Consider the following 20,373-nt stretch of genomic DNA (forward strand, 5'->3'; position numbering starts at 1 on the left):
GGGTTGGAGAGATACCCGAGACACTTACAGATATCTATTTCTGGAGCATCGGTCGTTCGTCCCGAACCGCCGCCGGTTCGACGATGGGTACCGGCGTCGGCACAGGTGAGTAGAGGTGTCAGGATGGGTAGGTAACGCGGCAGGGGTCGTCGGGCCCGGAACGGGGGCTTGCGATGGGGTCGGATCGAGCGTGACACGACCCGATACTGAGCTGTTTCTCGGCGGCGGCGACACCGGGCGGTTGATGGCGGAGCTCGACTGGGCCCGCACCCCGCTCGGCCCGGTCGACGGATGGCCACAGAGCCTGCGCGCCGCCGTTCGCATGGTGCTCTCCTCCCGATACCCCATGCTGCTGCTCTGGGGTGAGAGCTACTCCCAGCTCTACAACGACGCGTACTCCGCCCTGATCGGCGACAAGCACCCCGCCGCGCTCGGCGACGACGTGCGGGTGACCCTGGCCGAGGGCTGGGACGTGCTCGCCCCGCTGATCGAGGAGGCCATGGCGACCGGGGTGGCCAGCTGGGTCCCCGCGCTGCAACTGCTGCTGGAGCGGGCCGGCTACCGCGAGGAGGCGTACTTCAGCGTCTCGCACGCCCCGGCCCGCGACGACGACGGCCGCACCGTCGGCGTGCTGACCGTGTGCAGCGAGGTCACCCAGCAGGTGGTCGGCGAACGCCGGCTCCGTCTGCTGCGCGACCTGTCCGTGCTCGGCGACGGGCGCACCGTCGACGTGGACGCCACCAGCGCTCGGCTGATCGACGTCATCGACGGCCACCCCCTGGACGTGCCGTTCGCCGCCATCTACCTGCGCGACGGCACGGCGCTGCGCCGGGTCGCCTGCACCGGCGGCGACCAGGGGCACGCCGGGGCCCTACCGGACGCCGTCGAGCTGACCGACCCGGGCCCGCCCGCGTACGCCTGGGGGCTGGCGGACGCCGCCGAGGGCCGGGCGACCCAGGTGACCGACGTCGCCGACCGGCTGCCGCTGCCCGCCGGCCCGTGGGACGACCCGGTCCACACCGCGCTGGCGCTGCCGCTGCCCTCCGGCGACGAGGACCAACCCCGCGGCGTCCTGCTCGCGGGGGTCAGCCCCAGCCGAGGGCTCGACGAGGCGTACCGCTCCTTCAACCAGCTCCTCGCCCAGCAGATCTCCGTGGCGGTGCGCAACGCACAGGAGTACGAGGAGGAGCGGCGCCGGGTCGAGGCGATGGCGGAACTGGACCGGGTCAAGACCGACTTCTTCGCCAACGTCAGCCACGAGTTCCGTACCCCGTTGACCCTCATCCTCGGCCCGCTGACCGACGCCCTCACCGACGCCACCGCGCCGCTGGCGGCGGTGCAGCGGGAGCGGGTGGAGACCGGCTGGCGTAACGCCACCCGACTGTTGACCCTTGTCAACAGCCTGCTCACCTTCTCCAGCCTGGAGGCCGGGCGGGCGCGCAGCGACGCCCGGGTGGTCGACCTCGCCGCGCTGACCGCCGAGCTCGCCGGGGTGTTCCGGGCCGCCGTCGAGCGGGCCGGGCTGACTCTCGAGGTGAGCTGTCCACCGCTGCCCCGGCCGGTCGCGGTCGACCCGGTCAACTGGGAACGCATCGTCACGAACCTGCTCTCCAACGCGCTGAAGTACACGTTCATCGGCCGGATCCGGGTCACCCTCGACGCCGACGACGAGGAGGTGCGCCTCACCGTCGCGGACACCGGCATCGGCATCGCGGAACGGGACCTGCCGAAACTCTTCGAACGCTTCCACCGGGTGCGGGGCGCCCGCTCGCGCAGTCACGAGGGCACCGGCATCGGTCTGGCCCTGGTGCACGAGTTGGCGCGACTGGAGGGCGGCGACGTGCGAGTGACCAGCCAGGTGGGCGTGGGCAGCAGGTTCACCGTGACGCTGCCCTGGTCGGCGGCGTACCGCACCGCCGTCACCGGGCCGGCGGTGGACGCGCGGGGTGACGCGGCCCGCGCCGCCGTCGAGGAGGCGATGGGCTGGCTCAGCGAACCGGACGACGCGGTGACCGAGCCCGATCCCACGTCCTGGCCGGCCACGGACGAGCTGGCCGGGGCCCGGATCCTGCTCGCCGACGACAACGCCGACATGCGGGCGTACCTCACCCGGCTGCTCGCCGGGCAGGGCTGGCGGGTGCGGGCCGTCACCGACGGCCGGCAGGCCCTCGACGAGATCCACCGCGACCTGCCCGACCTGGTCCTGACCGACGTGATGATGCCGGTGCTGGACGGCTTCGACCTGGTGCGCCGACTGCGCGCGGACCCGGTGACCCGGGCGCTGCCGGTGCTGGTGCTCTCCGCCCGTGCCGGTGGGGAGGCGAGCGTGGAGGGCCTGAGCCTGGGCGCCGACGACTACCTGGTGAAACCGTTCGCCGCGGCCGAGTTGATCGCCCGGATCCGGGCCAGCATCCGCCGAGCCCGCAACCGTACCCCCGGGGCAGCCATCGGCGGCGACGCGGCGACGGTCGCTGCCGCGGCGCCGTCGGCGCGATCCACCCCGGTCAGCCCCGTTCCGCCGGTCCCGGCGGTCGAACCCGTCCGCGACGCGTCCGTGCTCCTGGAGGCGCCGGCCGACCCGGACGGGCTGGGCGACCTCCTGGACGTCGGGTGGACGTACCCGTCCGCACCCACCTCGGCCGCGGCGATGCGTCGGGACGTCCGGGGCGCGCTGGGCGAGCTGGACGTCGATCCGGACGTGCTGGAAGATCTCCTGCTCGCCGCCTCCGAGGCCATCAACAACGCCGTCGAGCACGCGCAGCGGCCCAGCCGTCCGGAGGTGCGGGTGCGGGTCCAGGTGGGTGGCGACCTGATCCGAATCTCGGTGCGCGACTTCGGCACGTGGCGGGACCGCCGACCGGCGATGGACCGGGGACGCGGCGCGCTGCTGATGAACGCCTACGGCGACGTGCGGCTGGTCTCCACCGCCGAGGGGACGACGGTGACCATCGAGCGTCGACTGACCTGAGCGCCGGCAGGCGTCAGAGTCGGCCGCCGCTGGCGTCGCGGGCGATGATGCCGTCCAGCCGCTCCCCCGGCGTGAGCTGCGCCGGGTCGAACCAGAAGACCACCACCTGCTTGTCGACACTCCATCGCACCACTCGGGCATCGACCTGTCGACCGTCGACCGTGCCGATGATCCGTTTGGCGGGGCCGACGAAGTAGCCGAAGGTGGGCACCGGCGCGGCAGCCGAGCGCTCGTCGTAGCCGATCTGGTGGAACCCGGCGCGACGGTCGCTGCCTTCGACGTCGTTGACCAGGATGTCCGTGCTCAACGAGCCGTCCGAAGCCTGGCGACCGGCGGCCAGTCCGATGGACACCTTGGGCACGCCGGGCACGGACACGCGGACGAAGTAGTAGACCCGACGCTCGGCGCCGTGCCGCACCCCGCTGTCCACGATCTGGCCGAGGGGCTTCGGTGGCGGCTCGTCGCGGCCCACCGTCGGCGGTGGCGTGGAGTCCAGCGACTCCTCCGCCCACGGCGACGCACTCACCGACGGTGGAGCGACGGCGACCGGCGCTGGGCGCTCGGTCGGCGCCGGATCGCCCGGCCCGGACGCGCCGACCACCACCACGGCGACCACGGCGGCCAGGCCGGTCGCGAGCGTCGCCGCCCCGGCTCCGGCGACGCGCCGACGGGTACGCAGCCGGCGTCCCTCGCGCATCACGGTGTCCAGGTCGAGCACGGGGTCGGGGCGCTCGGTCGCCCGCATGGCGTGGCGGAGCCGTTCCAGCTCGCTCATCGGCGCGCCTCCTCATCGGCCGTTCGGGGCGCGGCGCTGCGCAACTTCTCCAGCGCTCGGGAGCTGGTGCTCTTGACCGTGCCGACGGATACGGAGAGTTCGCGGGCCACCTGCGCCTCCGGCAGGTCGAAGTAGTAGCGCAGGACGACGATGGCGCGCTCCCGAGGGCTGAGCGCACCGAGGATGGTGACCAACCAGCGCCGGGTGGCCACGTCGTCGGCCACGTCGGCACGCCGTTGCTCCGGCACCTCGTCGGTCGGGTACTCCCGCATCGGCCGTCGCCACCCGTCGACCAGGTGGTTGACCAGGGTGCGGCGGGCGTACCCGTAGGCGTCGTCGTCGTGGATCCGCGACCACGACGCGTAGGTGCGGACCAGGGCGGTCTGCGCGGCGTCCTCGGCCTGGTGGTGATCGCCGGTCATCAGGAACGCGGCGTGCACCAGTCGCGCGGACGCCGCCCGCGCGAACTCGACGAAATCCGCGTCCCCCCGCGCCACCGCGAACCCTCCCCGTGCCACAGAGCCAGAGACGGGCGAGGCCGGCAAAAGGTTGAGCCTGGTTCGCATCAACTTTTCGCCACGGTCACCCGTCTTCTCCTCCGCGCCGCCGCCGAGCGGCGCGCGAGGGGAGAGACATGTCGACGAAGGTTACCCGCCGCTGGGGTCCCGCCTCGATGGCGTCGCTGCTGGTGGTGGTGCTGCTCACCGGATGCGGCCGGCCCGCCGCCGGGCAGCCCGCCACCGACCCGGTCGCCGCCGGACCGCTGCCCAGCCTGTCGACGACACCCACCGGTCGGCCGACCGGGACCACCGAGGTCCGACCCGGTTCCGCGCCCGTCGTCCCGGTGAGCTACCCCGCCACCGGCGGGAACCGCTGGTCGGTGGCGCCCGGCGAGACCACGCCCGGTCGCGCGACGACCGGTCGGTTGCTGCGCTACCGGATCGCGGTGGAGCGCGACATCCGGGGCCTACCGGCGGCGGACGTCGCGACGGCGATCACCACCACGTTGAACGACCCGCGCGGGTGGACGGCGGGCGGGGCGTGGCGGCTGCGCCGGGTCGGTGCCGGCGAGCCGAGCGACTTCACCATCTACCTGGCGACCCCCGGCACCCGCGACACCCTCTGCCAGGACGTGCCGGACGCCTACACCTCATGCCGCAACGGCGGCCGGGTGGTGCTCAACGTGGCGCGCTGGGTCAAGGGGGTGCCGGGATACGGCGCGACCCTGGCGACCTACCGGCAGTACATGGTCAACCACGAGGTGGGGCACAAGCTCGGGTACGGCCACGAGCGGTGCCCCGGGCGGGGCCGACCGGCGCCGGTGATGCAGCAGCAGACGCTGGGCCTGCACGGCTGCACCGCGAACGCCTGGCCGTACCCGAAGGGCAAGGACCGCTACAGCGGCCCGGTCGGGGCGTACGACGACGAGATCCCCCGGCGCGAGGGTGCCTACTCGGCGTCGTGAGGCCGGGTGCGCTCAGGTTCGTCGGCGGCGTTCCTGTTCGAGTCGCTCGTCCTGCCGGCCCATCTCGTAGATGGCGTTGAGGCTGGTCGGCAACCGGCTGACGTTGTCCGGCACCGGGCCGGCATCCGGTGCCGGGCCGGATTCCGGCACCGGGCCAGGGTCCGGTGTGGCGGCGGGGACCGGGGCCCGGCGGCGCACGAGCAGCAGTGCCAGCACCGCGAGGACCGCCACGACCAGCAGGTACGACACAGGTGGCCAGGCATTCCGGGCGGGGTTGGCCAGCGCCGGCGGGAGGGTCGGTGTGGGGGCGTCGCGCCCGGGCACGGCGGCCTCGCGGCTGCCTGTGCCAGCGGTGTGGCGATCGGGGACGGCGGGTGCCGGGACACCACCCGCCGACCGGGCGGGCACGGGGATCGTGATGGGCTCCGCCGGGCTGGGCTGGTTGACGACCGGTGGTCGACTCGGCGTGGACGCCCCGGTGGGGGCGACGCTCGGCGTCGGAGCAGCAGTGGGCGTGCCGCCGCCGAGCAGGTCGTCGACGATCTGGCCGACGCCACCGATGATGTCACCGAGCGGGTCCGAGGTGGCCGACGGGGATGGCGCGGGCGCGAGGGCGAGGGTCAGCGCGAGGACGACGACGGTAGGCATGACGCCACCTCCGATGTGCCGATATGCCACGCACCGTACCGCATCGTGGGACCGGGTGGGTGCCCCCGGCACACCGGGGCGGGGGCGCGTCTGGCGCTCGCCCCCGCCCGTGACGTCCCTGATGGTCAGACGGGCATGCCACCCACCTGAGTGGAGATCCACGATCGGATCGACGGCAGGTCCACGTAGATGGACGGGCCGGTGGCGCAGGTGGAGTTGTTGTTGCCGGCCCGACTCGTGGCGCCGATCAGGTTCCACACTCCGTTGACCCGGCGCACCTGCGGCCCGCCCGAGTCGCCGTAGCAGGCGCCGGAGTTGCCGTTGGTGTTGTTGGTGCAGATCTCGTACGGGCCGTTGATGCCGGAGCACCGAGTGTCGGCCACGATGGACGTGTCCAGTTCGTTGGCCACCGCCGGAGCCGACCCGCAGCCCCGCGGGGCGCAGGTCTGACCCCAGCCGATGATCCGGGTGGCGGTGCCGACCGCGCCGGAGGTGCTCGGGATCGGGGCCGGCGCGTACGTGACCGAGCTGGCCAGTTGCAGCAGCTTGACGTCGACGCTCGGGTGGTTGACCGCACGGGTCACCGGCACCACGGTCCCGCCGCTGGAGCGGTTGACGCTGCCCACCCGCACCGAGGACGGCGTCGAGCAGTGCTTGGCGGTGACCGCCCAGTTGCCCTTGATCAGCGTGCCGGTGCAGCCGGAGACGTACACCATGAACGGGTAGTTCTCCGAGGCCGGCCGGCCGCCGACCACCAACGGCTCGACGTCCGAGGCGCCGTTCCAGGTGTACGTCGTGCTGGCCGGCGCGGCCAGGGTGCCGGCGAACAGCGAGTTCACCCGGCTCGCCTCGGCCGCGCTGGGGTTCGCGTTGCGGCAGGAGACCGGGGCGCTGCTGCCGGACATCAGGTCGGAGCACAGCCCGGTGCGCCGGTCCGGCAGACCCAGGATGTGGCCGACTTCGTGGGTGGCGATGCGGGTGCGGTCGTAGCCCTGGTTGACGGCCGTGCGGCCCATCCAGATCCGTCCCGAGCCGAGGCCGGTCGGCTGCGCCCGGGGCCAGCCGTCGTCGACGTAGATGGTGATGCTGGCCGGGGTGCCGGCCAGCAGCCGGACGTTGCTGACCCGGCTGTTCCAGATCTGTGCCGCCTGGTCGAAGTTGGTACGGAACTCGCCGGTCCGGCTCGCGTCGTAGTAGACGGTCCGTACGGCGGCCGCCGGCGCACCGGTGGTGAGCTGCACCCCGGCGGCGGCCAGGATCGCCACCAGCATGGCCAGCGCCGCGCGTCTCAGTTGTCCTCGGAACATCCGGTACTCCCCTGCGGTCGTTCGGCGACCATCGGCCACCGGGTCATCGATACACGTAGATATTAATGTGACGGCGATCGATGTTCGGCATAGCGGAAGCGTCATACCGGCGATGTGGAGGCTGTTACGCAGCGGTTACGCCGCGGCGAAGTGGCTGTGCCTGGGCAGGACGACGGTGACGGCAGAGGGTCACCGGCAGCACCGCCGCGACGTGACCCCGATACCGAACGGAGAAACCACCATGAGGATCAGGGGCGCACTGACCGCGTTGGCGGTCGTCCTCGCCGGGCTGGTCGCCAGCGCCGGCAGCAGCACCGCAGCCGGCACCACGACCGCGTCGGCGTACTGCGGGATCACCTGGGGCAGCGCGGAGAAGGCGGCCGGCGCGCTGAGCGACGCCCCACTGGTCGACGTCCGCACCGGCCGGCACGACTGCTACGACCGGGTGGTGTTCGAGTTCGCCGGCCCGGTCGACGGGTACGCGATCGGCTACGGCGAGACGTGGACCGAGGGCGAAGGGCTGGCGCTGTCGCCGTACACCGCCGGGGGCGCGCTGCTGCGGGTCTCGCTGCGGGCACCGGCGTACGACGACGACCACCTGGGCACCGTGCCCTACGCGGTCGGCGAGCACGTGGCGAACCTGCTGCGCTACCCGACGCTGCGCGACGTGGTCTTCGGCGGCAGCTTCGAGGGCTACAGCACCTTCGCCGTCGGCGTACGGGCGCGGTTGCCGTTCCGCGTGCTCGTGCTCGCCGGCCCCGGCACCCACAGCCGGGTGGTGCTCGACGTCGCCCACCAGTGGTGATCGGAGCCGACCGGTCCGCTTGGCTGTCCGCCCGCCTGCGGCGGATGGCCAAGCGAAGCACTAACCCGGTTCGGTGCGGCGAGCCGTACCGAACCGGCGTTGGTAGGCGGCCGGGCTGATCGACAGCTTCCTGGCGAAGACCCGTCGCATGCTCTCGTAGCTCGGGAACCCGGCGAGGGTCGCGGCCTGCGTCGCGGTGTGGCCCTGGTCGAGCAGCGCCCTCGCCAGGTCGAAGCGGATGTTCTCCACGTAGCGGGCCGGCGTGGTGGACAACTCGTCGTGGAAGAGCCGGGTGAGCTGCCGGGTGCTCACGTTGAGGTGTTTGGCGAGCGCGGTGAGCGAGTGGTCCCCACGGGGGTTCGCCGTCACCACGTCGGTGATTCTCCGCAGCTCCGCCGACCGGGGCGGCGGTCCCTGCAGCGGCGCGGAGAACTGGGACTGGCCGCCCGCACGCTGCATGTACACCACCAGGGCGCGTGCGACGTCGCGCGCCAGGTCGGGCCCGTGGTTCTCCTCGACGAGCGCGAGCGCCAGGTCGATACCGGCCGTCACCCCCGCCGAGGTGTACGTGGTGCCGTCGCGGACGTAGATGGCGTCCGGCTCGACGCAGCACGCCGGATACCGGCTGGCGAGCTCGTGCGCGACCTGCCAGTGCGTGGTCGCACGCTTGCCGTCGAGGACACCGGCGGCGGCGAGGACGAACGCCCCGGTGCAGATCGAAGCGACCCTGCCCGCCACCGCCGCCGGTACGCGTACGGCGTCCGCCAGGTCGGCGGGCACCTGTGCGCGCGGATAGTGGTCGGACCCGGCCACCAGTAGCGTGTCGAAGGCGGGCTCGGCAGAGACGGCGCCGTCAACCGCCAGCCGAACCCCGAGACTCGACGTGACATCCGCACCGGTCGGCGACAGCAGCAGGATCCGGTAGTCGGCGCCGAAGCGGTTCGCTTCCTTGAACACCTCCGCCGGACCGGCGACATCCAACAACGTCACCCCGTCGTAGACGAAGATCCCGACGCGATGCGGACCGGTGTTCAGCACCGCTCATTGGTAGCACGCCATTACCGGCCGTGAACCGTGTCCGGATATGAGGGGTTCCTGGCCGGACGAGGGCGGCGGCCTACGACGATCGCCAGGCAGCATGGAGGACGTCAGCACGTCAGCACACTGCCGGGAAGGTCGGAGGACATGTCAGATGTCATCGGGGGGCTGGAGATTCCTGAGACGGCGGCGGTAGCCGAAGCAACCAGGCACATCCAGGAAACGACCAGACCGGTCATCTACCACCACTCCCGCCGGGTTTTCCTCTTCGGTCTGATTCACGCTCACCGGCTCGGTGTGAAACCGGATCCGGAACTGCTCTATCTGGCGGCCATGTTCCACGACACCGGCCTCCTGACCCCGTTTTCCGACGTCGAGCAGCGCTTCGAGATCGACGGGGCCGACCACGCGCGCGCGTTCCTGCTGGGCCGGGGTTTCTCCCCTGCCGCCGCCGAGACCGTGTGGACGGCGATCGCGCTGCACACCTCGCCGGGCATTCCCGACCGGATGGGCCCGGAGATCGCGACCACGTACCTCGGCGTCCTCACCGACGTGCTCGGCCTCGGTCTGGACGGGCTGGAACATGATCAGCTGGGCGACATCCTCGCCGCCCATCCACGAGGGGACTTCAAGAACGAGTTCCTGCGAGCCCACGTCGACGGGCTGAAGAACCGCCCCGAGACCACCAACGGCACCGTGAACTCCGACATCCTCGAACACTTCATCCCCGGTTTCCAGCGCGTGACGACGGTCGAGCGGATCGTCGGTTCGCCCTGGCCGAGTTGATCGGACAGGGTCCGGACAAACGGCTCAGACGTGCAGGGTGGGCCGGTAGATGAGCTCGTGGGTGCGGCCGTCGAGGATTCGACTCTCGATCAGCTCCAGGTCGAAGTCGGCCGCGCCCTGGAAGATCGGCTCGGTGCCGGTCTGTCCGGTGATCACCGGGAAGAGCGTCACCTGGACGAAGTCGACCAACCCGGCGGCCATCAGCGCCCGGTTCAACGACAGGCTGCCGTGCGATCGCAGGGGCACGTCGGACTCCTCCTTGAGCCGGGCGACGACGTCGACGGCGTCACCACGCACGACTGTCGCGTCCGGCCAGTCGAGAGGGCCTTCCAGGGTGTTCGACACCACTGTCGCCGGGAGGTTCCTCATCCGGGTCACCCAGGCGTCCCGGACATCGGACTCCTCGGTGCTCGCGGCCAGCATCTGCGCGAAAATCCGGTATGTGCGGGCCCCGAGAACGATGCGCTGCTCCGCGTTGTACGCGGACAGCCGATGCGCAAGCAGCTCGGGGCCTTGCTTGCCCCAGTAGCCGCCCCAGTTTCCGCTGGCGGTGCCGAATCCGTCGAGGCTGGAAAAGACGTCGACGGTGTAGGTGGCGGTCATGGTGCTCTCCATTCACGGGTGAGTTCGGTGCGGCGGGTCTGCAGGTAGGCCCGCTCGGTCTCGTTGCTGGCCAGGGCCGCGGCCTGGTCGTAGGCGGCACGGGCCTCGTCGTCCCGTCCAAGTCGGGCCAGCAGTTCGGCCCGGGTGGCGGGCAGGCGGTGGTAGCCCGGGAGGTCGACGCCCTCCAGCGCGGCGAGGGCCACCGCCGGCCCGTGCACCTCGGCGACGGCGACCGCGCGGTTGAGCGCCACGACCGGGGTTGGCGCGAGCGCGAGGAGCTGGTCGTACAGTGCCAGAACCTGTGGCCAGTCGGTGGCCGCGCCGTCGGTGTGCACCGCGCTGATCGCGGCCTGGATCTGGTACGGGCCGGGACGGTTGCGGCGCAGGCAACGGCGGACCAGGTCATGGCCCTCGGCGATGAGCGTCCGGTTCCACAGTGACCGGTCCTGGTCGGCCAGCAGCACCAGTTCGCCGTTCGGGTCGAGCCGGGCCGGGCGGCGCGCCTCGGTCAGCAGCAACAGGGCGAGCAGGCCCAGGACCTCGGGCTCGTCGGGCATCAACGTGGCGAGTTCGCGGGCGAGCCGGATCGCCTCGGCGCACAGGTCCGTTCTGATCAACGGGCCGGCGGTGGACGTGTAGCCCTCGTTGAACATCAGGTAGAGCACGGCGAGCACCGGCGGCAACCGGTCCGGCAGCTCGTGTTCGGCCGGTACCCGATAGGGGATGCCGGCGTCGCGGATCTTCTTCTTGGCGCGCACGATCCGCTGGGCGACGGCCGCCTCCTGGACCAGGTAGGCCCGGGCGATCTCCGGCACCTCGAGGCCGCCGAGCAGGCGCAGCGTGAGGGCCGTCCGCGCCTCCGGAGCGAGCGCCGGGTGGCAACAGGTGAAGATGAGTCGCAGCTGGTCGTCCTTCACCGGTCCCACCTCTCGTGGCTCGTCCTGGTGGTGCAGCAGCAGGGCCTGGGCGTGCCGGGCCTCGCGGGTCGACTCCCGCCGGAGCCGGTCGACGGCCCGGTTGCGGGCGGTGGTCACGATCCAGGCGCCCGGGTTCGGCGGCGGGGTCTGCCACTTCTGCAGCGCCGTGGCGAAGGCGTCCTGGACGGCCTCCTCGGCGAGGTTGATGTCACCGAGGAGGCGGGCCAGGGTGGCGACGCAGCGGCCGTACTCCGCGCGGTAGATGCTCGCCAGGTCCATGTCGGGAGACCGGCTCCTGGTCAGGCCTGGGACAGGTCGTCGAAGGGACGCACCTCGACCGGGCCACAGGCCGCCGCGCACCTCTCGGCCCAGGCCAGCGCCGCGTCCAGGTCCGCGCACTTGATGACCCAGAACCCGGCGATGTGCTCCTTGGTCTCGGCGAACGGCCCGTCGCTCATGGTGCTGGTGCCGTTCTCGACCCGGACGACGGTGGCGCTGTCCGGTGCCGTGAGCCCTCCGGCGAAGACCCAGGCGCCGGCGGCCTGCATGTCGTCGTTGATCCGGCCGGTCTCCCTGAACATGATCTGTGTCTCCTCGTCGGACGGCGTCGGCGCGCCCTCGACGTAGTGCACGGACAGCAGGTACTGCTTCATGACGATCCTCCGGTAACTCGATGGTGGGTTGGGTGGTGACAGGTCAGACGGCCAGGCGGCGCGCCACAGCGGGGATCACGATCGCGGCAGCGACCAGGTGGGTGAGCATCAGCAGCCCCTTGGTGGCCGTCCCGGTGTCGGCGATCGCGCCCGGCACCAGGGAGAGGACCGTCAGCACCACGCCCGTGCGGACGAACGTGCGCCGCGGGTGTCGGGCGAAACGCGCCAACAGCGCGGCGATGAGCACGCCGATCAGCGAGAAGACAGCGGTCAGCACGCCGAACCCGGTCACGGGGATCGCGGCGCCGCCCAGGTCGAGGCTGACCCCTGCCAGGTGGCCGGCGGCGGCGACGGCCATGGTAGCGGCGCTCGCGGCGACCGTGGCGGCGACACCGGTCCGGGTCAGCGCACCGATGGTCGACGTGGCGGCGTGGGTCGTGTTCACGGTGGCGGTCATCGTGCCCTCCAGTGGGTGTGCGGCCCGTTGCGGTGCCGGGCTCTCACCAGGGCTACGAACTGAACCGGTCCCAATCGACAAGCACGCCCACATTTTTGTCGAAGATTCTTGACCTCGGTGTGAGACCAGGCATTCTCGGGACATAGCGGACGAGCCCGACCACCGATTCTCGCAGTTCGAGCGGCCGGCGGCCCCGCACGCCGCTCGGCGTGCGGGGCCGCCGGGTGGGTCGAGGCCTCAGAGCGTGCGCTGGTACTCCTCCCAGGTCCGCTTCGGGCTGACCGCCGGGCCGTCATCGACGCCCCGGTTGGCCAGGCCGTTACGACCGAGGTAATAGTCGCCGGCCTGGTTCTGCGCACCTGTCGACTGGTCGGTGTCGGAGAGCGCGATGGCGTGGATGTGGTAACCCCAGTCCCCCTGGGCCGGGGTCCGCAGCCACGCGGCAAAGCCCACCGTGCGCAGGCGACGCAGCACGTCCGTCCGGACCGCCGAGGAGAGACCGCTGACCGAGAGGTCGAGCGCGCCGCCGCCGTCGTGCGTGCCGGCGGAGGCGCCCACACCGCTGCTGTACGAGCCCTGCGTGATGTCGAGCTGGCGGCCGAGCAGCCGTTCCGCCTCGAACAGCATCGACCTGGTGCGGGTGTTGACCTGCACACCGCGCAGGGTCACCACGCTGCCGGGCGAGATCTCCCTGACCACTGTGTAGCGCCCCTCGCCAAGCGACCGCAGCGACGACGGGCCGGGAAGACCTGTCGCGTCGAGACCGCTGTAGCCGAGGGACCGCTGGTACGCGGCGTACGCGGCGATCGTGCTGGTGCCGAAGTGACCGTCGACGTACGCCGACGAGAGCAGCCCTCTCGCCTGGAGCGCGCGCTCCACCAGCAGGACGCTGTCCTTGGCCCCCTCGGTCAGCGCGGTGTCCGGCCGACGCGGGTCGATCTGCGCCGCCTTGATCAGCGCCTCCATGTCCAGCTGCGGCAACGCGGCCGTGGCCGAGCCGGCCAACGGTACGGCGCCGACCACGGCCGCACCGGCGGCGACGAGCAGGTTCCTTCTCGTGAGCACGCTTCCTCCGTAGGATATTGACCAATCCACATGACCGGATGAAGCTAGTCTTCAATGCGGGAGCTCAGTTGTCACCCCGCTGGGGCGTACGAACGTCGAGCTAGCCGCCCGAGCCCGGCCGGGTCGGGTCGGCTGCCTGCTCGGCCGCCTCGTCGGCGAGGTGCCAGACCTCGCGCATCGGGGCCCACCAGTCCCCCGAGCCGGGCTCGGCGATCGACTCCTGACACGGGTCGGTCAGCTTCCACCACTCCTGCGTCTGCGGGTCCGCCGCGATCAGCCGCAGGTCGGCCTCGTAGTCGTCGCCGACGTACTCGTAGTAGCCGAAGAGCAGGTCGTCGTGGAGGAAGATGGTGTAGTTGCGGAAGTTCGCCTCGCGCAGCGTCTTCTCGACGCTCGGCCAGACCGCGGCGTGTAACCGCAGGTAGGTTTCCCGCTGCTCGGGGCGGAGTCGGATCACGCAGCCATGACGCTTCACGTCGTGCCCTTTCGTGTGAGCTGGTTTCAGGGGTGCCGAAGGCACCTGACCGTAGCGGTTGGACGCTGCCCGGAGGGGGCCAGCCGGCCGCCGATGTCGACCGTTTTGCCAGGACTACGCACGGTGGCGCCGGGTCTACCCTCAGGTGGTGGAGGGCCGCGTGTTGGTGGTCGAGGACGACTTCTCGATCCGGGAGGTCACCGCCCTCGGTCTGCGCCGCGCCGGTTTCCGGGTCGACACCGCCGTCGACGGGCGGCAGGCCCTGGCCGCGTTCCGCGCCCACCCGGTCGACCTCATCGTCCTCGACATCATGCTGCCGGGCCTGGACGGCCTGGAGGTCTGCCGGGAGATCCGGCGGACCAGTCAGGTGCCGATCCTGATGCTGACCGCGCGCACCGACACCATCGACGTGGTGGTCGGCCTGGAGTGCGGCGCGGACGACTACCTGCGCAAGCCCTTCGACCTGCCCGAGCTGGTGGCCCGGGTCCGCTCGGTGCTGCGCCGGGTGAGCGTGCCGGCCCCGTCGACGGTCATCGAGGTCGACGGCCTGGAGATCGACCCGGACGGCTTCGTGGTCCGCCGGCACGGCCGGGAGGTGGCGCTCACCGCCACCGAGTTCCGCCTGTTGTTGGAGCTGGCCCGCCGACCCGGCCAGGTGTTCACCCGGGAGCTGCTGCTGGACCTGGTCTGGAACCACGACTTCCTCGGCGACTCCCGACTGGTCGACGTGGCGGTGCAGCGGTTACGCGCCAAGGTCGAGGACGACCCGGCGCAGCCGCGGCTGATCCGGACCATACGCGGCGCCGGCTACAAACTGTCGACGGGCTGAGGGGGGTCGGCGATGGCCGGACGCGCGGTGTTCCCCGGCCGCCTGCGGCGTCGGCTGACGATCGCGTTCGTCCTGGTCGCCGGCGTCTCGGCCGGGTTGCTCGCCGGCGGGACCGGTCTGCTGCTGCGGCAGTCCTGGTTGGACGCGTCGCTGCACGAGGCCGCCGCCGACGCCCGCTACCAGCTCGTGCTCGCCGGGCAGTTCCTGCCGCTGACCGAGCAGCGCAGCGCCGAACTGCTCACCAGCTTCGAGGCCAGCGGTAGGCACGTGGTGCTCGTCGACGGCCCGACCCGCGCCTCGCACCCCGCGTACGCCCCGGTGCTGGGCACCCGGTTGCGGGCCGTCGTCGCGGACGGGCGGCTCGGCTACCAGCGCTCCGCGCCGGCGGAGCGTCCTCGGCTGCTGGTGATCGGTGGGCGCATTCCCGGTTCGACCGCCGAGCTGTACGTCCTCACCATCGAGGACGACGTCGCCACCGACCTGGGTCAGCTGCGGACCGCGCTGGTGGCCGGCTGGGTGCTCGTGGTGTTGCTCGCCGCCGCGGTGGGTCACACGTTGGCCCGCCGCACGTTGGAGCCGGTGGGCCGGGCCAGCCGGGCCGCGCGGGCCCTCACCGAGGGACTGCTCGCCACCCGCCTGCCGGTACGCGGGCGCGACGAGTTCAGCGTCTGGGCGGCGACGTTCAACGACATGGCCGAGGCACTGGAGTCGAAGATCGCGGCGCTGTCGGCCGCGCAGGCCCGCGAGCGGCGGTTCACCGCCGATGTGGCGCACGAGCTGCGTACCCCGGTGACCGCGTTGGTGGCCGCGGCGTCGCTGCTGCGCGAGCACCTCGACCAGTTGCCCGACGACGCCCGGCCGGCCGCCCGGCTGCTCGTCGGCGACGTGGTCCGGCTGCGCCGGCTGGTCGAGGACCTGATGGAGATCTCCCGGCTGGACGCCGGGCGGGAGCAGGTGGCCGTCGGGCCGGTCGACGCGGTGGCGCTGCTGCACGGCGTCGTCGCGGCGCGCGGCTGGTCGTCGGGGGTGCGGGTCAGCGGTGGTCCGGTCGCGTTGCGCACCGACAGCCGTCGGCTGGAGCGCGTGCTGGCCAACCTCATCGCCAACGCCGTCGAGCACGGCGGTGGCGAGATCACGGCCGGTGTGGCGGGCGAGGGCTCCCTGGTCGTCTTCGAGGTCACCGACCAGGGGCCCGGCATCCCGGCCGAGCACCTGGCCCGCGTGTTCGACCGGTTCCACCAGGTCGACGCGTCCCGCTCCGCGCCGGGCAGTGGGCTCGGGTTGGCCATCGCGCGCGAGCACGCCGAGCTGCTCGGCGGCGTGCTGAGTGTGCGCAGCGAGCCGGGCGAGGGCACCCGGTTCCGGCTGGAGCTGCCCGCTGACGGTCCCGGCGGCCCGCGCGGTGACGTGCCGCGCCCGGACGACCGCGCCGTCCCGGGTCCGGCGGGGCGGACCGCCGGCACGACGGGCGGGGTGCGATGAGCCGCCACGGCCCGCTCGGGCTGGGCGTACCGGTGCTCGTCGCGGCGCTCCTGCTCGGCGGCTGCGGCACTCCCCGCTCCGGTGACCTGGGCCCGGCGCCCACCGCGCCGCCGACGAGCGCCGCACCCACCGACCGTCCGGAATCCACCCCGACCCCGGCCGCGGAGCCGACGCCACCACCCACCACCCGGCCACCGCGCCCGTCGGCGGCGGCGTCCGCCGGCACGCGCCGGCCGGAGCCGGTGACCATCGAGCTGTGGTACGTCCGCGCCGGGCAGCTCGTGCCGACCCGGCGCACCCGGCCGGCCACGGTCGCGACGTCCCGGCTGGCGCTGACCGAACTGGCCGCCGGGCCGAGCGCCGCCGAGGCCGCCACCGGAATGACCACCCTGCTTCCGGCCGGCGTCGAGGTCACCCGCATCGCCGACGGCGTGGCGACGCTGCGGGTGCCCTCCCTCGGCGACCCGGCCACCCGGCGGCTGCGCGAGGCGCAGGTGGTGTGGACGCTCACCCAGTTCCCCACCGTGCGTCAGGTCCGCCTCGACGAAACGGACCCGGTCGACCGGGCGGACTACGCGGACCTGCTGCCACCGATCGTGGTGACCGGCCCGATCCCCGGCGAACGGGTCTCCGCCCCGCTCGTCGTCACCGGCACCGCCACCGTGTTCGAGGCCACGGTGAGCGTCCGGGTGCTGGACGCCGCCGGCCGGGAGGTGGCCACCGGTTTCGGCACCGCCAGTTGCGGCAGCGGATGCCGGGGTGGCTACCGGGTGGTGGTCGGCTGGCGCACGGTCCGCGAACAGAAGGGCACGGTCGAGGTGTACGAGGTGTCCGCCGACACCGGCGCGCGGATCAACACGATGGCCGTGCCGGTGGTCCTCACCCCCGGCGGCTGACCACCCGTTCACCCGGCGGACTCCCGCTGGAAACGCAATCGTTTCGTCGCCTGGGTGCGAGGCAACTCACGAAAGCCTGCACGATCAGCCAATCGCGAACTAGGGTCAGTACGACATCGTTTCACGGGGGGTCGGGATGCTGGGTGGTCAGCAGGTGGGCGCGGGTGCCGGGGTACCGGCAGCCCGGGGTCCGCGCTGCACCGACAGCCACCTGTTCACCATCGTCATCGACACCCTGCGCGAGGTCGGCTTCGACCGGATGACCATCGACGCCATCGCCGCCCGCGCCCACGTCAGCAAGGCCACCATCTACCGGCGCTGGGACGGCAAGGCCGAGTTGGTCGTCGCCGCCCTGCGCGACCGCCAGGTGGGTGTGCACAACCCGCCCGACACGGGTTCCCTGCGCGGAGACCTCATCGAGTTGCTGCGGGCCACGGCCGCGATCTGCACGGCCGACTGCGACCTGATGCAGGCGTTGACCTTCGCCATGCGGACCAATCCCGAGCTGGAACGCCTGGTACGTCACCAGGTGCTGCCGGCCGGGCGGGTGGCCAGCACCGCCATCCTGGTCCGGGCCGCCGCCCGCGGGGAGATCCCCCCGGACGCCGGCGAACGGGAGTTGTTCCACGACCTCGCGCCCGCGCTCACCATGTCCCGCGTCGTCGCGCACGGCCTACCCGCCGATGACGCGTTCCTCACCCAGGTCGTCGACGAGGTGCTGATCCCGGTGCTCCGCTACCAGCACGACCGCCCGTCCCAGGCCTGACCCACCGATATTCGCACCACGGAAGGCTTCACCATGCCCGGAACCACCTCGACAGCGCCCGGCGCACCCGGCGCCGGGACGTCGACAGGAGCGCCGCACCCGCGGCGCTGGATCGCGCTGGCGGTCATCGCGGTCTCACAGCTGATGGTCGTCCTGGACGCCACCATCGTGAACATCGCGCTGCCGCAGGCCCAGGCCGACCTGGGGATCACCGACGCGAACCGGCAGTGGGTGATCACCGCGTACACGCTGGCCTTCGGTGGTCTGCTGCTGCTCGGCGGCCGGATCGCCGACTACTGGGGTCGCAAGCGCACGTTCATCGTCGGCATGACCGGTTTCGCGCTCGCCTCCGCCCTCGGCGGTCTGGCCACCACCGGTGAGATGCTCTTCGCCGCCCGCGCGTTGCAGGGCGCCTTCGGCGCGCTGCTCGCCCCGGCCGCGCTGGCCCTGCTCACCGTTCTCTTCACCGAGGCCACCGAGCGGGCCAAGGCCTTCGCGGTGTACGGCGCGATCGCCGGCGGTGGGTCGGCCGTCGGCCTGCTGCTCGGCGGGGTGCTCACCGAGTACGCCGACTGGCGCTGGTGCCTGCTGGTCAACATCCCGGTCGCCGCCATCGCCATCGCGTTCGCGCTTCCGCTGGTTCCGGAGAGCCGGGCGCACGGCAACACCCGCTACGACGTACCCGGCGCGATCGTGGTCACCGCCGGCCTGGTCTCCCTGGTCTACGGCTTCACCAAGGCCGCCGAGGACGGCTGGGACGCCACCGCGACGCTCGGTTTCATCGCCGCGGGCCTGGTGCTGCTCGCCGCCTTCGTGGTGATCGAACTGCGCTCCAGCCACCCGCTGCTGCCGCTGCGGATCATCCTGGACCGCAACCGGGGTGGGGCGTTCCTCACCTCGACGCTGATCGGCGCCGGCCTGTTCGGGGCGTTCCTCTTCCTGACCTTCTACTTCCAGGTGGTGCTGCAGTACAAGCCCCTCGAAGCCGGTCTCGCGTCCCTGCCGGTCACCGCCGGTGTGCTGATCGCCGCGGGTGGCGCCAGCCAGCTGATGCCCCGGTTGGGTGCCAAGCCGCTGATGGTGGCCGGTGCGGCGCTCGCCGCCCTGGGCATGCTGGTGCTGACCCAGATCGACGTGGACACCCCGTTCCTCACCCACCTGCTGCCCGCGCAGGTCATCCTGGGCCTGGGGCTGGGCTTCACCTTCGTCCCGCTGTCCAGCCTCGCCCTGGTCGGGGTGCCGGAGCACGACGCCGGCGCGGCCAGCGCGACGCTCAACGCCACCCAGCAGATCGGTGGCTCGCTCGGCACCGCGCTGCTGAACACCTTCTACACCAGCGCCGTCGCCGCCTTCCTGGTCGGTCGGGCACCGAACCCGGTCACCCAGGTCGAGGCGCTGGTGCACGGCTACCGGGTGGCCTTCGCCTGGGGCGCCGCGCTGATCGTGCTCGCCGGACTGGCCACCCTGGTCCTGGTGAAGGTCCGCAAGGAGGACATCCCGACCGGCAACACCGTGCACATGGGCTGAGCCGACCGACGTGGCCGCCGGCCGGAGCGCCCCACCCTGGGGTTTGCCCGGCCGGCGGCCACGTCCGGTAACGTCCCGACCATCGTCGAAAATCCGTTTGAGGAGACCCATGTCGACCCCTGCTGACCAGATCATCACAGCTCTGCGCGCGGGCCACGAGGAGCTCGCCGCGCTCGTACGGGACCTCAAGGAAGACGACCTGCTTCGGCCGTCGGGGGCCAGCGAGTGGCAGGTCTCCCAGGTGCTGAGCCACCTGGGTAGCGGCGCCGAGATCAACCTGGCGACGCTGGACGCCGCCCGCACCGGAGCGCCTGGCCCGGACGGGGACTTCAACCGCGGCGTCTGGGCGCGCTGGGACGCGATGCCCCCGGCCGAGCACGCCGCCGGGTTCCTCGCCGCCAACGAGCGGCTGGTCGAGGCGTACGAGGCGCTGGACGCCGAGACCCGGGCCTCGATGCGGATCGACCTCGGCTTCCTGCCGGAGCCGGTCGACGTGGCCACCGCGGCCCGGTTCCGGCTCAGCGAGTTCGCCCTGCACCAGTGGGACACCGAGGTGGCGTTCAACCCGTTCGCGGCGGTGACGCCGGGGGCGGTGGCGCTGCTTCTCGACCAGATCGGCGGCATGCTGGCCTGGACCAGCCGACCGCAGGAGCTGGCCGGGCGGGAGGCCACCCTGCTGGTCCGGCTGCACGCGCCCGAGCGGACGTTCGGGCTGCGGCTGGGCGAGAAGGTCGAGGTCGTCGACGCGCCGGAGCGTCCCGACGGGGAGCTGGTGGCCCCGGCCGAGGCGTGGCTGCGGCTGGCGACCGGACGCCTGGGCGCCCAGCACACCCCCGACGGGGTGCAGGTGACCGGCCCGGTGACCCTCGACGACCTGCGCCGGGTCTTCGTCGGCTTCTGATCCCTCCCTC

21 protein-coding genes and 1 pseudogene are annotated in these 20,373 nt (G+C 72.3%); 10 read left to right on the top strand and 12 right to left on the bottom strand.

Going from position 1 to position 20,373, the window contains the following annotated elements:
- The first annotated feature begins 190 nt into the window (after positions 1-190).
- Positions 191-2,968 (top strand): ATP-binding protein, encoded by a 2,778-nt coding sequence (locus ACFYL6_RS11295; RefSeq protein WP_387170205.1) that lies wholly within the window; start codon positions 191-193, stop codon positions 2,966-2,968.
- A gap of 13 nt (positions 2,969-2,981) precedes the next feature.
- On the opposite strand, the gene ACFYL6_RS11300 is transcribed toward ACFYL6_RS11295, so the two are convergent.
- Both ACFYL6_RS11300 and ACFYL6_RS11305 read right to left on the bottom strand, forming a co-directional pair.
- Positions 2,982-3,743, bottom strand: a complete 762-nt coding sequence (locus ACFYL6_RS11300; RefSeq protein WP_387170207.1) for a hypothetical protein — start codon at positions 3,741-3,743, stop codon at positions 2,982-2,984.
- Complete coding sequence (locus ACFYL6_RS11305; protein WP_387170208.1) at positions 3,740-4,240, bottom strand: SigE family RNA polymerase sigma factor; 501 nt, start codon at positions 4,238-4,240, stop codon at positions 3,740-3,742. Before ACFYL6_RS11305 ends, ACFYL6_RS11300 begins: the two co-directional genes overlap by 4 nt.
- A 137-nt stretch (positions 4,241-4,377) precedes the next feature.
- Between ACFYL6_RS11305 and ACFYL6_RS11310 the strand changes: the two genes are divergently transcribed.
- Entirely contained in the window at positions 4,378-5,208 is an 831-nt protein-coding gene (locus ACFYL6_RS11310; RefSeq protein WP_387170210.1) for a DUF3152 domain-containing protein, read from the top strand.
- A gap of 12 nt (positions 5,209-5,220) precedes the next feature.
- On the opposite strand, the gene ACFYL6_RS11315 is transcribed toward ACFYL6_RS11310, so the two are convergent.
- The 3 genes and pseudogenes from ACFYL6_RS11315 to ACFYL6_RS11325 all read right to left on the bottom strand — a co-directional run.
- Positions 5,221-5,856, bottom strand: a complete 636-nt coding sequence (locus tag ACFYL6_RS11315; RefSeq protein WP_387170212.1) for a hypothetical protein — start codon at positions 5,854-5,856, stop codon at positions 5,221-5,223.
- Between the two features lie 125 nt (positions 5,857-5,981).
- Positions 5,982-6,671 carry a S1 family peptidase gene (locus tag ACFYL6_RS11320; protein ID WP_387170417.1) on the bottom strand — a complete coding sequence of 230 codons (690 nt, stop codon included), beginning with the start codon at positions 6,669-6,671 and terminating at the stop codon, positions 5,982-5,984.
- Positions 6,672-6,689: 18 nt separating this feature from the next.
- A pseudogene (locus ACFYL6_RS11325) lies at positions 6,690-7,268 on the bottom strand (snapalysin family zinc-dependent metalloprotease); the annotation flags it as partial.
- Between the two features lie 136 nt (positions 7,269-7,404).
- Here ACFYL6_RS11325 and ACFYL6_RS11330 point away from each other — a divergent pair.
- Entirely contained in the window at positions 7,405-7,968 is a 564-nt protein-coding gene (locus ACFYL6_RS11330) for a hypothetical protein (RefSeq protein ID WP_387170214.1), read from the top strand.
- Positions 7,969-8,028: 60 nt separating this feature from the next.
- Here the strand turns inward: ACFYL6_RS11330 and ACFYL6_RS11335 are convergent, their stop codons facing one another.
- The gene (locus ACFYL6_RS11335; RefSeq protein ID WP_387170216.1) at positions 8,029-9,006 is read right to left on the bottom strand and encodes a GlxA family transcriptional regulator; all 978 of its coding nucleotides are present in this window, start codon (positions 9,004-9,006) and stop codon (positions 8,029-8,031) included.
- A gap of 147 nt (positions 9,007-9,153) precedes the next feature.
- Between ACFYL6_RS11335 and ACFYL6_RS11340 the strand changes: the two genes are divergently transcribed.
- Positions 9,154-9,792 carry an HD domain-containing protein gene (locus tag ACFYL6_RS11340; RefSeq protein WP_387170218.1) on the top strand — a complete coding sequence of 213 codons (639 nt, stop codon included), beginning with the start codon at positions 9,154-9,156 and terminating at the stop codon, positions 9,790-9,792.
- Positions 9,793-9,816: 24 nt separating this feature from the next.
- On the opposite strand, the gene ACFYL6_RS11345 is transcribed toward ACFYL6_RS11340, so the two are convergent.
- From ACFYL6_RS11345 to ACFYL6_RS11370, 6 genes are all read right to left on the bottom strand, one after another.
- Positions 9,817-10,395 (bottom strand): dihydrofolate reductase family protein, encoded by a 579-nt coding sequence (locus tag ACFYL6_RS11345; RefSeq protein ID WP_387170220.1) that lies wholly within the window; start codon positions 10,393-10,395, stop codon positions 9,817-9,819.
- Entirely contained in the window at positions 10,392-11,591 is a 1,200-nt protein-coding gene (locus ACFYL6_RS11350) for an RNA polymerase sigma factor (RefSeq protein ID WP_387170221.1), read from the bottom strand. The genes ACFYL6_RS11345 and ACFYL6_RS11350 overlap by 4 nt, the downstream gene beginning before the upstream one ends.
- Positions 11,592-11,611: 20 nt before the next feature.
- Positions 11,612-11,965 carry a YciI family protein gene (locus ACFYL6_RS11355; protein ID WP_387170223.1) on the bottom strand — a complete coding sequence of 118 codons (354 nt, stop codon included), beginning with the start codon at positions 11,963-11,965 and terminating at the stop codon, positions 11,612-11,614.
- Positions 11,966-12,008: 43 nt separating this feature from the next.
- Positions 12,009-12,422, bottom strand: coding sequence for a DUF6069 family protein (locus tag ACFYL6_RS11360; RefSeq protein WP_387170225.1), 414 nt, complete (start codon positions 12,420-12,422; stop codon positions 12,009-12,011).
- A gap of 237 nt (positions 12,423-12,659) precedes the next feature.
- Entirely contained in the window at positions 12,660-13,487 is an 828-nt protein-coding gene (locus ACFYL6_RS11365; protein ID WP_387170226.1) for a peptidoglycan-binding protein, read from the bottom strand.
- A 100-nt stretch (positions 13,488-13,587) separates the two neighbouring features.
- Complete coding sequence (locus ACFYL6_RS11370; protein ID WP_387170228.1) at positions 13,588-13,944, bottom strand: L-rhamnose mutarotase; 357 nt, start codon at positions 13,942-13,944, stop codon at positions 13,588-13,590.
- 166 nt (positions 13,945-14,110) lie between these two features.
- On the opposite strand from ACFYL6_RS11370, the gene ACFYL6_RS11375 reads away from it, so the two are divergent.
- The 6 genes from ACFYL6_RS11375 to ACFYL6_RS11400 all read left to right on the top strand — a co-directional run bounded on the left by ACFYL6_RS11375 (position 14,111) and on the right by ACFYL6_RS11400 (position 20,363).
- Positions 14,111-14,791 (top strand): response regulator, encoded by a 681-nt coding sequence (locus ACFYL6_RS11375; RefSeq protein WP_387170230.1) that lies wholly within the window; start codon positions 14,111-14,113, stop codon positions 14,789-14,791.
- 12 nt (positions 14,792-14,803) lie between these two features.
- Positions 14,804-16,273 carry a sensor histidine kinase gene (locus tag ACFYL6_RS11380; protein ID WP_387170232.1) on the top strand — a complete coding sequence of 490 codons (1,470 nt, stop codon included), beginning with the start codon at positions 14,804-14,806 and terminating at the stop codon, positions 16,271-16,273.
- Positions 16,270-17,169, top strand: coding sequence for a Gmad2 immunoglobulin-like domain-containing protein (locus ACFYL6_RS11385; RefSeq protein WP_387170234.1), 900 nt, complete (start codon positions 16,270-16,272; stop codon positions 17,167-17,169). The genes ACFYL6_RS11380 and ACFYL6_RS11385 overlap by 4 nt, the downstream gene beginning before the upstream one ends.
- 136 nt (positions 17,170-17,305) lie before the next feature.
- Positions 17,306-17,935 (top strand): TetR/AcrR family transcriptional regulator, encoded by a 630-nt coding sequence (locus tag ACFYL6_RS11390; protein WP_387170236.1) that lies wholly within the window; start codon positions 17,306-17,308, stop codon positions 17,933-17,935.
- Between the two features lie 33 nt (positions 17,936-17,968).
- A complete protein-coding gene (locus ACFYL6_RS11395; RefSeq protein ID WP_387170238.1) occupies positions 17,969-19,462 on the top strand; it encodes a DHA2 family efflux MFS transporter permease subunit in 1,494 nt (497 codons plus the stop codon).
- A 109-nt stretch (positions 19,463-19,571) separates the two neighbouring features.
- Positions 19,572-20,363 (top strand): maleylpyruvate isomerase family mycothiol-dependent enzyme, encoded by a 792-nt coding sequence (locus ACFYL6_RS11400; protein ID WP_387170240.1) that lies wholly within the window; start codon positions 19,572-19,574, stop codon positions 20,361-20,363.
- The last annotated feature ends 10 nt before the right edge of the window (positions 20,364-20,373 follow it).

This window comes from Micromonospora sp. NPDC007208, from assembly GCF_042869175.1.
GTDB classification, from domain to species: domain Bacteria; phylum Actinomycetota; class Actinomycetes; order Mycobacteriales; family Micromonosporaceae; genus Micromonospora; species Micromonospora foliorum.